Consider the following 12,375-nt stretch of genomic DNA (forward strand, 5'->3'; position numbering starts at 1 on the left):
GTCTCTCCGGCACCTCTCCCCGCTCTTCTTTATCCACCTTTCAAAACTTAAACGAAAATTAAAATTTCCTCTTTCGAGACGACTACCCATTCTATAAATCTGACGATTAAAGCTAATAAAAAAGCCCCACAGTCGCCTGTGGGGCTTTTTGCTTTCCGCTTCCTGCCGGACCCGCCGCCACAAGCCGCGAGTCCGCTACCGTTACAACGCCACGCTTACTTCACGTTCGGGAACACCGGCCAAGAAGCAGCCTGGTCGCACAGTTGCAGCTTCGCATTCTGCGCGACGATCGTCGCCGCCGGATTCGCGTCGCTTGCCGCGCCCGCGTCGTCGCTGCCGTTCACCGTCAGGTTCAGCGTGTTGGTCGGGCTCGTGTACTTGCCCGCGCCGCTCGACGTGTTGGTCAGGATGCCGCCCGAACCGTGTGCGAACGATTGACCGATCAGGCTCACGTTCGCGCCGAGATTCAGCGTGGCGTTAGCGCCCTTCGACTGCGTCGAGCCGTCGAGCGCACCGATGTTGACGACCGGCTTGCTCAGGTTCGAGATACCCAGCACGACATCGTTGTCCGCGACCACGTTATCCAGGTTCAGCTGGATCACGCTCTGCGTGTTGGCGTAAGCGGTGTCGGCATGCAGACCGCGGAAGGTCAGGTTGCCGCCGCCGTTCTTGCCCGCCGACTTGTTGGCCGGGATGTTCATCATGCGGATATTGCTCAGGTTGATGTCGTGGAAGCTCGGCGGCAACCAGCCCAGACCCGTGTACGTGTCCGGGTCGGCACTCGGGCCCGTGTAGTACATGTCGAACACGAGGAAGTCCTTCACCCCACGCATACAGGCGCCGTCGTAGTAAATGTTGCTGACGTCGCCGCCGCGCGCCTGGCCGCTCTTGATGCGCAGACCCACGATACCCATGTCCGTCGACGAAGTGCTGCCGTCGTAGACGTTGTCGAAGTAGTTGTCGTAGAAGTGAATGTTTCGCACACCTGCATTGGTCGGGCTGCCGATCGACAGACCGTGGCCGTTGTAGTTGTGGTTGTGCGCGACCGTGATGCCGTAGGTACGGTTCGACGACACGCCGCGATTACCGTCGATGCCCCACGCCATGTTGGCCGGGTCCGAACCGTTCTGCGCACCGTGCGTCGCGGCCGGGCGCGGATCCATCAGACCGCCCTTGAACGCGACGTTATCGTCCGACGGGCTCAGGAAGTTGTAGACGATCGCGACGTTCTTCACGTAGCCGTCGAAGTACACCTGCCCCGACGAGGTCGTCGTGCTGCCGGTGCCGAGCGCCGCATGCTCCGGAGCCGACGCGACGCTCGGGTCGACGCCGTCGGTGTTCTTCACGCCGGTCGAGCTCGCGTCGATCGTCGCGCCCGTGTACAGACGCGAGTACGAACCGCTGACGCCGTCGAAGCCGTCGTTGTTCATGCCGACGCTCGCCTGGTTCGCCGCATCGGGCAGCAGCGGCGTGATGATCTTGATGCCCCACACGGTGAAGCCGTCCACGCCGTCCGCTTCGACGGTGAAGAACGTGCTGTTGCGCAGCGTGATCTGATACAGCGACAGGTTCTTCGACTGCTGCATCCAGAACATGCCCGGGTTGCCCTGGAAGCTGTACGGGCCGCCGCCGATGTCTTTATTGCCGTGGTACGAGATGTCCCACCAGCTCGCCGGCACCCAGCGCGCGCAACCGGTCGTGCTGGCGTTACAGCCGCCGCCGGTAACCGCGTAGCCCTGCGGCACGCTGGTCGCCTGACGGTTCACCACATAGGCGACCGCCGGGGTGGTCAGCGTGGTCTTGCCCATCGCGGTCACCACGTCGCAAGCGGTGCCTTCCGGCGCCAGCGTGCCCGCGCGGTAAGCGGCGATCGTGTTCGTGCAGCTGAACTTCGGCGTGGTCACGCCGCTGATGTTGTTGCCCGAATACGTGAACGCCTCGGTCACGCCGGTCGCCCAGCGGATCATCGGGTAGTTCGCCGACGAGCTGATCAGCGGCATGTAACCACGCGCGTCGATCGAGCCATTGCCCATCAGCGACGTATTGACCGTGTGGTTGCCGCGAATCAGCGCGTAGCAGTTCTGCATCCCGCTGGTGCCGGCGATCGTCGCGGTGCCCGCATTGAGCGTGCCGCTCGGCGCCGGCAGCCCGTTCGGGTTGTTGATCGCCGCGCCGCAGGTGATCGCGTTCGGGCGGTCCTGCGCGCTCTTGTCGTAGACCACCACGTCGCGGCTCGCGAACAGCGTGACGCCGTCGTCGACCCACAGCGTGACGCCCGACGGCAGCACCAGCGGTCCGCTCAGGAACGCATTGCCGGCGCCGCCGCTGTTCTTGACCAGCCGCACCGCGAACTTGGTCGCCTTGTAGCTCGGGTTCGACAGCGTTTCGCTCGACGCGCCCGCGATATTGACCAGCGAATTGTTCGCGGCCTGCTGGGAAGCGGCGGCCTGCTGGTCGGCCTGGCTGATCTTCGCGCCGACTTCGGCGTCGACGGTCGCGCCGCACGCGTCGAGCGCGGCCTGGATGCGCGCCTGGTCGGGGTTGTTCAACGCGGTGGTCGCGCCGCCGTAGGTGGCCGGCGTCGGGTCCGCGCTGACCGGCAGCGAACCGTCGGCGTTCTTGACCAGCTTGTTGCTGGCCTCGAGGGTCGAGCAGACCTGGGTGTCCGACGGCAGCGCCGGCGAATCGGGCAGGTTGGTGTCGCCGGCATAACGGCCCGGCGTCCACACCGGTGTGGACGGCGAACTGGGGTTGCTGGGCGGCGTGCTGGAACCGCTATTCGAGCCGGAAACGCCATGACCGTCGCTGCAAGCGGCGACGGTCAGGACGAACAGGCCGAGTGCACAAAGCTCCCGGACTGAGCGCATCTTCATAAGTCATCTCCTTGGGGGTGAATCCTGGGCAGGCTCGGTACGCTGCGCGCGCGTCGCGACGACGCTTGCGGGCGGTGCCGGAGCTGCCGAATGTTCAAAAATTGTTATAAGACATCGTATGAGATATCACGGGCTTATGCCCGCTCTGGCGGTCCGATCCGCAGCGCCGCTCTTTAGCGGCGCGGGCACTTATGACGACACGCCGGTCCCGCCACGGCCAGGCGCGGAAAAGTTGCGGCGCAACCCAAAGTCCTTATGCGGCATGGGTTTCCTCTCAAAATTATGATGTTGTTTTGGGTTCCAGCCCCACGGATCTCAGCGGCAATCCGCTCGGCGAGTCCTTCTGGGAAGTTGTTAGGCAACGACATAATTCATCGTACAACGTACGACGATGATGCTTCAGAGCGCCGCGTCGTTTCAATTACAGTAAACCCGACCTCCCATGTGTTAGCGCCTGCGATTTTCGTAAGGATGGCGAAAGGTCGTGTTTCGGCTCGCGACGCTCAAGCCGCCAGCGCACGCTCGGCTATCATGCAAACTTGCCGTCCGCACCAGTCCGAATCCGCGCCCCCACCCATTACCGGGAACCCACCTTGCAATCGATCAACCTCCTGCTCGCCCTTGCGGGCGTGCTGCTGCTCAGCGTCGCCAGCCCGGGACCGAATTTTCTGATCGTCACGTCGACCGCGATCGCGTCGCGCAGCGCCGGCGTAATGACCGGCCTGGGTCTGGCCGCCGCGTCCGGCACCTGGGCGTTGATCGCGATCGCGGGACTGGGCCTGATCGTCGCGCACGTCGCGTGGCTCGGCACGCTGCTGCGGGTGGCCGGCGCGCTCTATCTGATCTGGCTGGGCATCAGGATGATCGCCGGCGCGCGGCGACCGTTATCGGCCGCCGTCACGGCCAGCGCCTCCGGCTGGGCCGCTACGAAGAAGGGCTACGTGGTCAGCATGACGAACCCGAAATCCGTCGCGTTCTACGGCAGCATTTTTGCGTTGATGGTGCCCCCGCACGCGCCGTTGTGGCTGAACATCGCGGTGGTCGCGATGTCGATCGGCATCTCGGCCGCGTGGTACTGCGCGATGGCGCTGCTCGCGTCGCATCCGGCGGTTCAGCGCACGCTGATTCGCCGCAAAGCCGCGCTCGATACGGCGGCCGGCGTGCTGTTGGTGGGATTGGGCGGGCGCTTGCTGGCGGGCCGCTGACAGCGACGCGCGCGTCCAGGTCTTTATCCATTGCCACTGCCACTGCCACTGCCACTGCCACTGCCACTGCCACTGCCACTGAACAAGCTCTCACCATGCGCATCCCACCGGTCAAATCGATCATCGCGTTCGAAAGCGTGGCGAGAACCAAAAGCGTGAACGGCGCCGCCGACGAACTCGGGCTGACCGCGTCGGCGGTCAGCCACCAGATCAGCAATCTCGAATCGATCATCGGCCAGCCTCTGTTTCGTCGCTCCGGCCGGGGCCTCGTGTTGACGCCCACCGGCGAGCGCTACCTCGCGGACGTGACGGGTTCGCTCGCCGATCTGAGCCGCGCAACCGAGCGCGCGTCGAGTCGCGCCGACGTCGATATCCTGCGCGTGCATTCGAGCCCGAGCTTCGGGCTGATGTGGCTGCTGCCGCGGCTGGCGTCGTTTCAGGAGGCGAACGACGATATCCAGTTGAATGTGTCGTGTTCATACGAAAACGTGTCGTTCACGAACGGCTTCTACGACATCGACGTGCGCCACGGTTACGACAACTGGAACAACCTGCAGGTCAAGACCGTGCGCGGCGAATTCATCGCGCCGCTTGCGTCGCCGCAATACCTGGAACGCCATCCGGTCAGAACGCCCGACGACCTGCTCGCGCACCGGCTGATCTATTCCGAGTCGCCGCTGGTGCAATGGAAGCAATGGTTCGGCCGCACCGGCGTGGCGGCCGCGCACAAGACCTTCGATTTCTCGTTCGACCGCTCGTACATGTCGCTGGAAACCGCGGCGCTCGGGCTCGGCATCGCGCTCGAAAGTCTGCTGCTCGCGTCCGTGAAAATCCGCGACGGCCTGCTGGTGCCCGTGTTCGACCACAGCCATGCGGTCGAAGTCGGCGCCCATCATCTGGTCTATCCGCCGCAAAACGCGACGCTGCCGCGCGTCGAGCGGTTTCTGGCGTGGATCGAGCGCGAGGCCGCCGGCTAGCGCCGCGGAGCTCTCCCGCACGTCACCTGAATTTTTCTCACGCATGGTTGAACGTTTCCGCGTTGATGCGCGCGCCCCGGCAGTCGACACTCTGGGCACCAATCAACACACAGGAGACAAGCAATGCTGCTCGAGAACAGGATCGTCATCGTCACCGGCGCGGCATCGCCGCGCGGTATCGGCAAAGCCACCGCACGCGCGCTGGCGCAGCAGGGCGCGCGCGTCGTAGTCCTCGACCTGCGCCGCGAAGACGCCGAAAGCGCGGCCGCCGATCTCGGCGCCGGACATCTGGGCCTCGCCTGCGACGTGACCGACAAGGACGCCTGCATCAGGGCCGCGCGGCTCACGCTGGAGCGCTACGGCAAGATCGACGGACTCGTCAACAATGCCGGCATCACGCAGCCGGTTCGCACGCTGGACATCAGCGGCGCGAACTTCGACGCGATCGTCGACGTGAATCTGCGCGGCACCCTCTACATGTCGCAAGCGGTGATTCCGGCAATGAAGGAACAGAACGGCGGCAGTATCGTCTGCATGTCGTCGGTGTCCGCGCAACGCGGCGGCGGGATTTTCGGCGGACCGCACTATAGCGCCGCGAAAGCGGGCGTACTCGGTCTCGCGAAAGCGATGGCGCGCGAGTTCGGCGCCAACCACATCCGCGTCAATTCGATCACACCCGGTCTGATCCAGACCGACATCACCGGCGACAAGCTCACGCCGGCGATGCGCGAAGACATTCTCAAGGGTATCCCGCTCGGCCGGCTCGGCGCCGCCGACGACGTCGCGAACGCGTGCCTGTTCTTGCTGAGCGACCTGTCGAGCTATCTGACCGGCACGACGCTCGACGTCAACGGCGGCATGCTGATTCATTGACGCCGCCCCCCGTCCGAGGGCCGTGAGGTACACCGCGAGCACCCGCCAGCATAGGCCGGGGCTTTGACGGTGACGATATGGAGACGACCGGAGCACGCGCCGCTGCGTCGCATCCGGTCGACACAGGAGACACGTATGAAAGCGAAATACACCGCGCCCCCGCTGGCGGGCGACGTGCTGCCGCGTAGCGATTCGTCGACCTTCGAGGCGAAGACGTATGCGAAGGTCGGCCGCCGGCTGATCCCGTTTCTGATGCTGTGCTATCTCGGCGCGTATCTCGACCGCGTGAACGTCGGCTTCGCGAAGCTGCAGATGCTCAACGATCTGCGCTTCAGCGAAACCGTGTACGGAATGGGCGCCGGCATCTTCTTTCTCGGCTACTTTCTGTTCGAAGTGCCAAGTAACGTGATTCTTCACCGGGTCGGCGCGCGCCGTTGGCTCGCCCGCATCATGCTGACGTGGGCCGTGATTTCCGCGTGCTTCGTCTTCGTCAAGACACCCGCCGCGTTTTACGGATTGCGCTTTCTGCTCGGCGTCGCCGAAGCGGGCTTCGCGCCCGGCGTGATTCTCTATCTGACCTACTGGTTTCCATCGGCGCGGCGCGCGAAGGCACTGTCGCTGTTTTTCATGGCGATTCCGCTCGCGGGCATGATCGGCGGCCCGCTGTCGGGCGCGATCATGCACTCGCTGCACGGCGTGATGGCGCTGGCCGGCTGGAAGTGGCTGTTCCTGATCGAAGCATTGCCGTCGTTCGTGCTCGGCATCGCGATTCTGCTCTATCTCGACGACGGCATTGCGCACGCCAAATGGCTGAACGACGCCGAGAAAACACTGCTGGCGCGCAACGTCGCCGCCGATGCCGAGCACAAGATCGCGCACGTGTCGATTCGCGCGTTCGTCGGCGACCGGCGCCTGTGGTTGATGGCCGCGATCTACTTCTGCGTCGTGCTCGGCCAGTACGGTCTGACGTTCTGGCTGCCGACCATCATCCGCAAGTCCGGTGTCGCCGATCCGCTGTGGGTCGGCATCTTTACCGCGATTCCGTATCTGTGCGCGCTCGTCGCGTTGCCGCTGATCGGCATGAGCGCCGACCGTCGCCGCGAGCGGCGCTTCCATCTGGCGATCCCGATGCTGATCTCGGCGGCCGGTTTCGTCAGCCTGCCGTGGCTGGGCAGCGTCGGCGCGTCGCTGGTCTGTCTGAGCATTGCGTCGGCCGGCATTCTCGCGTCGTCGTCGCAATTCTGGTCGCTGCCGACCGCGGTGCTCGGCGGCATGTCGGCGGCGGCCGGCATCGCCGCGGTGAACTGCTTCGCCAATCTGGCCGGCTTCTTCTCGCCGGCGATCGTCGGCTGGCTGAACGATCTGACCGGCAAATCGACCGCCGGGCTGATCTTTATCTCCGCCGCGGTCACGCTGGGCGCGCTGCTCGTGTTCCTGGTGCCCGCCAAAACCGTCAACCGCTGATTCGCGTTGGCACTTCCCCGCTTCACCACTGGAGTTATAGATGGACACTGACACCCTCCACGACACGGTCACGCTCGCCGAGCGCGCATACCGGATTCGGAGAAACGCGCTGCTGATGGGCGAAGTCCAGGGCCAGGGCTATATCGGCCAGGCGCTCGACATCGCCGACGTGCTGGCCGTCGCGTACTTCGGCGCAATGCGCTACCGCGCCGACGACCCCGACTGGGAAGCGCGCGACCGCTTCCTGCTGTCGAACGGCCACTACGCGATCGCGCTGTACGCGGCGCTGTTCGAAGCCGGCATTCTGCCCGCCGACGAACTCGAAACCTACGGCAGCGACGACAGCCGTTTGCCGATGTCGGGCATGGCCAGCTACACGCCCGGCATGGAAATGTCCGGCGGTTCGCTCGGCCAGGGGCTGACGATCGCGGTCGGCCGCTGCCTCGGTCTGAAACGCAAGAACTCCGACGCATTCGTCTACACGCTGTTCTCCGATGGCGAACTCGACGAAGGCGCGATCTGGGAAGGCCTGATGTCCGCCGCGCACTGGAAGCTCGACAACCTGATCGCGATGGTCGATGTGAACAATCAGCAGGCCGACGGGCCTTCCACCCAGATCATGTCGTTCGAGCCGCTGGTCGAAAAGCTCGAAGCGTTCGGCTGGTACGTGCAACGGATCGACGGCAACGATATCGACGCGGTCAAGCGCGCATTCGACAACGCGCGCAATCACCCCGAGGCGCAGCCGCGCATCATCGTGTGCGATACGAAGATGGGCCGCGGCGTGCCGTTCCTTGAACAACGCGAGAAGAACCATTTCATCCGCGTCGATGCGCACGAGTGGCAGCTCGCGCTCGATGCACTCGAAGCAGGGAGACAAACATGAGCACCGTTGCCAACAAGCCCCGGTTGAAAACCTCGGCGATGATCGCGTCGATAGCGGCCGAAGGACAGCTCACGCGTGCCGCGCCGTTCGGCCACGCGCTTACCGAGCTGGCCCGCACGAAAACCAACGTGATCGGCATGACGGCCGACCTCGGCAAATACACCGACCTGCACATCTTCGCGAAGGCCTTTCCGGAGCGTTACTACCAGATGGGGATGGCCGAGCAGCTGTTGATGGGCGCGGCGGCCGGCTTTGCACACGAAGGCGCGCAACCGTTCGTGACCACCTATGCGGTGTTTGCGACGCGGCGCGCGTACGACTTCATCCACCAGACGATCGCGGAAGACAATCTCGACGTGAAGATCGTCTGCGCGCTGCCGGGGCTGACGACCGGCTACGGCCCGAGCCACCAGGCCGCCGAAGATCTCGCGCTGATGCGCGCGATGCCGAACATGACGGTGATCGATCCGTGCGACGCGCTCGATATCGAGCAGATGGTGCCGGCGATCGCCGCGCATCGCGGCCCGGTGTACGCACGTCTGCTGCGCGGCAACGTGCCGGCGGTGCTGGACGAATACGACTATCGCTTCGAACTCGGCAAGGCGAAGCTGCTGCGCGGCGGCAACGACGTGCTGCTGATCTCGTCCGGCATCATGACGATGCGCTCGCTGGAAGTCGCGAAGGCGCTGGAGGCCGACAAAGTCGATGTGGCGGTGCTGCATGTGCCGACGATCAAACCGCTCGATACGGCAACGATCCTGCGCGAAGCGCAACGAAGCGGCCGCATGGTGATCGTCGCGGAGAATCACACGGTGATCGGCGGGCTCGGCGAAGCGGTCGCGCGGGCGCTGCTGAGCGCGGGCGTGACGCCGCCGTTCCGGCAGATTGCGCTGCCTGACGAATTCCTCGACGCGGGCGCGCTGCCGACCTTGCATGATCGCTATGGGATCTCGACGAATGCGATGGCGACGACGATCAAGACGTGGCTGCGCTGATCGTGTGAGTCGGCGGTAAGAGTGGCTGGGTTCGACGGCCGCGTTCCGAGAGGAGCGCGGCCGTTTCTTTATCGCGGTTTCTTTATGACCGATCGGCTTGCGGTTTGCCGCGAATCACCAGTTCCATAAAACCCGTTTGCGCATCGGGCTCGCGCGCGAACGAATGGTCGGGCAGCGACACCAGCAACAATTCGACCGTCGTGCGCACCGTGCAGCCGCGCGCCACGTGACCGCCGAACACGCGGCCCTGCGCGTCCGAGATCGACATGTGCAAGTGCGCGCCATCGGGCGACACGGAACCGGCGAGACTCAGGATTTCGAGGTCGCCGCAAATCTCGGTCGGGTCGTCTGCACCGGCGAAACGCAATGCCGCGACGCTCAGACTACCGATGCCCTGCACGACGAACGCCGCTTGCAGCCCGCGTTGCCGCAGCGCGTCTTCGATCGCGCTGCGCAGGTCGTCGTCCGGAGACAGGCGCAGAGGATGGGCTTGCATGTCAGTACCCCAGCGCGCAGCCATCCTTACGATGATCGGATGCGCCCATCAGCACGCCCTGCTCCCAGTCGATCCAGATCGCCTGCGATCCGCCGATCGCCGACGACGGCTCCGCCATCCTGAAGCCGCGTTCGGTCAGCGCCGAGCAAACGGACGCCGGCATCGTCGATTCGACCTCGACGCCATCGGTCCCCGGGCGCGGGAAAATCCGCGGCAAGTCCATCGCCGCCTGCATGTCGACGCCGTAATGCAGCACCTTCGACAGGAAATGCGCGTGCCCCATCGCCTGATAGTGGCCGCCCATCACGCCGAAGCTCATGCGCACCCGGCCGCCTTGCGTGACCATGCCCGGGATGATCGTGTGCATCGGACGCTTGCGCGGCCCGATCGCATTCGGATGCCCCGGCTCGACGACGAAGCTCTGTCCGCGGTTATGCAGCAGCACGCCCGAGCCCGGCGCCATCAACCCGCTGCCGAACGGATGGAACAGCGAATTGATGAAGCTCACGCAGTTGCGATCCTTGTCGACCACCGTGATGTACACGGTGTCGCGATGCTCGACCGGCGTCAGCGCCGGCCCCGGCGGCAACGCGCGGGCGAGATCGATGCGGCCGCGCAGTTCGTCGGCGAGCGCATCGGACAGCAGCCAGTCGACATCCACCTTGCCGTGGCGCGGATCGCCGAGCACCGCGTCGCGCACCGAGTACGCGAGCTTCGCGGCCTCGACCTCGCGATGGATGCGGTCGGCGTCGAGCGGATCGCCGTCGGCCGCGCACTTCTCGAGAATCTTCAGGATCATCAGCGCGATCACGCCCTGCCCGGCCGGCGGGCACTCGACCACCTCGTAGCCGCGAAAGCTCGCGCGGATCGGCGTCACGTAGTCGCCGTGGTAGTCGGCGAAATCGTCGAGCGAATGCAGGCCGCCGTGCGCGCGCAGATGCGCGACCATCTTTTCGGCGAGCGGCCCGCGGTAGAAACCGTCGCGCCCTTCCTCGGCGATCAGCCGCAGTGTATTCGCCAGTTGCGGCTGACGATGCACGCTGCCCTGTACGGGCGCCGCGCCGTCGACCAGCATCGTCGCGCTCGCCTCGGCGTCGCGCGCGAGCGTATCGACTTCGTGCGCCCAGTCCGACGCGCTGCGCGGCGTGACCGCATAGCCTTCCTCCGCGTAGCGGATCGCCGGCGCGAAAATCTCGCGCAGCGGCAGGCGGCCGTGATCGCGATGCAGCGTGGTCCATGCATGCACCGCGCCGGGCACCGTCACCGCATGCGGCGAATGACGCTCGATCGCATTCACGCCCAGTTGCTGCAAGCGCTCGACGCTCGCGTCCGCCGGGGCCCAGCCGGAACCGTCGTACGCGACGATGTCGTCGCTGCCGCCGCGCGAGTACAGCGCGAAGCAGTCGCCGCCGACGCCGGTCGAGCCCGGCTCGACCACGCATTGCACCGCGCACGCGGCGATCGCCGCATCGATCGCGTTGCCGCCGGCCGCGAGCACGTTGACCGCCGCGAGCGTCGCCGCTGCGTGCGAGGTGGCCGCCATGCCGTTGCGGGCGAAGGCCAGTGAACGGCCGGGCTTCTCGAAGTTACGCATAAAAACGTTCTCCAATCCGTTGAAGAAGCGCGCGCGGGATGCGCCGGCGTATTGGCCTGAGCGAACGCGCGCGCTTTGGAAAATTTTCACGCCGCCGCGGGCTGCACGAACAGCGGCGACGGCGCTGAGATGAGCAATGCGCGTGACGACGATGCGTGCTTAAGTACCACACGCCGTCATGCACGTTATCAGCCGCCGCTCACACCGACGACTCCGGCGCAAGCACCGGCGCGGACTTCAGCGTGCGGCGCAGAAACGCGCGGGTACGGGCATGAGTCGGCGCGGTGAAGATCTGTTCGGGCGGCCCCTGTTCGATCAGTTCGCCCTGATCGAGCACGACGACCCGATGCGCGACCTCGCGCGCGAATTCCATCTCGTGCGTGACGACGACCATCGTCATCCCGTCGCGGGCCAGCTCCTTCATCACCTGCAGCACTTCGCCGACCGTCTCCGGATCGAGCGCGCTGGTAGGCTCGTCGAATAGCAGCACTTTCGGCTGCATCGCCAAGGCGCGCGCGATCGCGACGCGCTGCTGCTGTCCGCCCGACAACTGCGACGGATAGTGATCCGCACGATCGGCGAGGCCAACGCGTGCGAGCAGACGCTTCGCCTGCTGCAACGCTTCGTCGCGCGGCACCTTCAGCACGTGGATCGGCGCTTCGATCACGTTTTCGAGCGCGGTCATGTGCGGGAACAGATTGAAGCGCTGGAACACCATGCCGATGTCGCGTCGCTGGCGCGCGAGCTCGCGCGCCGAATCGCGCACGACCTTGCCGTCCGCGCGTTCGACGAAGCCGAGCAGGCGACCGTTCACGCGCACGCGGCCGGCGTCGAAGGTTTCGAGCAGATTCAGGCAGCGAATGAAGGTGGTCTTGCCCGACCCCGACGAGCCGATCAGCACCACCACTTCGCCTTTGCTGACGCTCAACGAAATGCCGTTGAGCACTTTGGTCGGGCCGAACGATTTGTGAATGTCCGACGCCTCGATGATGATTTCGTCTGTCTGACTCAC

Annotated in this window: 10 protein-coding genes; 6 read left to right on the forward strand and 4 right to left on the reverse strand. The window is 65.1% G+C overall.

Going from position 1 to position 12,375, the window contains the following annotated elements; translation table 11 throughout:
* Window positions 1–215 precede the first annotated feature (215 nt).
* The gene (locus BTH42_RS30965; RefSeq protein ID WP_075304993.1) at window positions 216–2,873 is read right to left on the reverse strand and encodes a glycosyl hydrolase family 28 protein; all 2,658 of its coding nucleotides are present in this window, start codon (window positions 2,871–2,873) and stop codon (window positions 216–218) included.
* A 593-nt stretch (window positions 2,874–3,466) separates the two neighbouring features.
* Here BTH42_RS30965 and BTH42_RS30970 point away from each other — a divergent pair.
* The 6 genes from BTH42_RS30970 (at window position 3,467) to BTH42_RS30995 (ending at window position 9,273) form a co-directional block, all read left to right on the forward strand.
* On the forward strand, window positions 3,467–4,078 hold the full coding sequence (locus BTH42_RS30970) for a LysE family transporter (protein WP_075304994.1): 612 nt from the start codon (window positions 3,467–3,469) through the stop codon (window positions 4,076–4,078).
* 95 nt (window positions 4,079–4,173) lie between these two features.
* Window positions 4,174–5,055, forward strand: a complete 882-nt coding sequence (locus BTH42_RS30975; RefSeq protein ID WP_075304995.1) for a LysR substrate-binding domain-containing protein — start codon at window positions 4,174–4,176, stop codon at window positions 5,053–5,055.
* Between the two features lie 123 nt (window positions 5,056–5,178).
* The gene (locus BTH42_RS30980) at window positions 5,179–5,928 is read left to right on the forward strand and encodes an SDR family NAD(P)-dependent oxidoreductase (RefSeq protein ID WP_075304996.1); all 750 of its coding nucleotides are present in this window, start codon (window positions 5,179–5,181) and stop codon (window positions 5,926–5,928) included.
* 135 nt (window positions 5,929–6,063) lie between these two features.
* A complete protein-coding gene (locus tag BTH42_RS30985; protein WP_075304997.1) occupies window positions 6,064–7,392 on the forward strand; it encodes an MFS transporter in 1,329 nt (442 codons plus the stop codon).
* 40 nt (window positions 7,393–7,432) lie between these two features.
* Window positions 7,433–8,278, forward strand: a complete 846-nt coding sequence (locus BTH42_RS30990) for a transketolase (RefSeq protein ID WP_075304998.1) — start codon at window positions 7,433–7,435, stop codon at window positions 8,276–8,278.
* Window positions 8,275–9,273 carry a transketolase family protein gene (locus tag BTH42_RS30995; protein WP_075304999.1) on the forward strand — a complete coding sequence of 333 codons (999 nt, stop codon included), beginning with the start codon at window positions 8,275–8,277 and terminating at the stop codon, window positions 9,271–9,273. The genes BTH42_RS30990 and BTH42_RS30995 overlap by 4 nt, the downstream gene beginning before the upstream one ends.
* A gap of 82 nt (window positions 9,274–9,355) precedes the next feature.
* On the opposite strand, the gene BTH42_RS31000 is transcribed toward BTH42_RS30995, so the two are convergent.
* From BTH42_RS31000 to BTH42_RS31010, 3 genes are all read right to left on the reverse strand, one after another.
* On the reverse strand, window positions 9,356–9,769 hold the full coding sequence (locus tag BTH42_RS31000) for a PPC domain-containing DNA-binding protein (RefSeq protein ID WP_075305000.1): 414 nt from the start codon (window positions 9,767–9,769) through the stop codon (window positions 9,356–9,358).
* Between the two features lies 1 nt (window position 9,770).
* Window positions 9,771–11,363, reverse strand: a complete 1,593-nt coding sequence (ggt, locus tag BTH42_RS31005; RefSeq protein WP_075305001.1) for a gamma-glutamyltransferase — start codon at window positions 11,361–11,363, stop codon at window positions 9,771–9,773.
* A gap of 199 nt (window positions 11,364–11,562) precedes the next feature.
* Window positions 11,563–12,375 carry an amino acid ABC transporter ATP-binding protein gene (locus BTH42_RS31010; protein ID WP_075305002.1) on the reverse strand — a complete coding sequence of 271 codons (813 nt, stop codon included), beginning with the start codon at window positions 12,373–12,375 and terminating at the stop codon, window positions 11,563–11,565.

The sequence above is a fragment of the Burkholderia sp. SRS-W-2-2016 genome (assembly GCF_001931485.1).
Taxonomy (GTDB): Bacteria; Pseudomonadota; Gammaproteobacteria; order Burkholderiales; family Burkholderiaceae; genus Paraburkholderia.

Bases quoted from the DNA above. Each gene is read 5' to 3' on its own strand.
- BTH42_RS30990 (WP_075304998.1), top strand. From the start codon at position 7,433: ATGGACACTGACACCCTCCACGACACGGTCACGCTCGCCGAGCGCGCA.
- ggt (WP_075305001.1), bottom strand. From the start codon at position 11,363: ATGCGTAACTTCGAGAAGCCCGGCCGTTCACTGGCCTTCGCCCGCAAC.
- BTH42_RS31000 (WP_075305000.1), bottom strand. From the start codon at position 9,769: ATGCAAGCCCATCCTCTGCGCCTGTCTCCGGACGACGACCTGCGCAGC.
- BTH42_RS30975 (WP_075304995.1), top strand. From the start codon at position 4,174: ATGCGCATCCCACCGGTCAAATCGATCATCGCGTTCGAAAGCGTGGCG.
- BTH42_RS30985 (WP_075304997.1), top strand. From the start codon at position 6,064: ATGAAAGCGAAATACACCGCGCCCCCGCTGGCGGGCGACGTGCTGCCG.
- BTH42_RS30965 (WP_075304993.1), bottom strand. From the start codon at position 2,873: ATGAAGATGCGCTCAGTCCGGGAGCTTTGTGCACTCGGCCTGTTCGTC.
- BTH42_RS30980 (WP_075304996.1), top strand. From the start codon at position 5,179: ATGCTGCTCGAGAACAGGATCGTCATCGTCACCGGCGCGGCATCGCCG.
- BTH42_RS30995 (WP_075304999.1), top strand. From the start codon at position 8,275: ATGAGCACCGTTGCCAACAAGCCCCGGTTGAAAACCTCGGCGATGATC.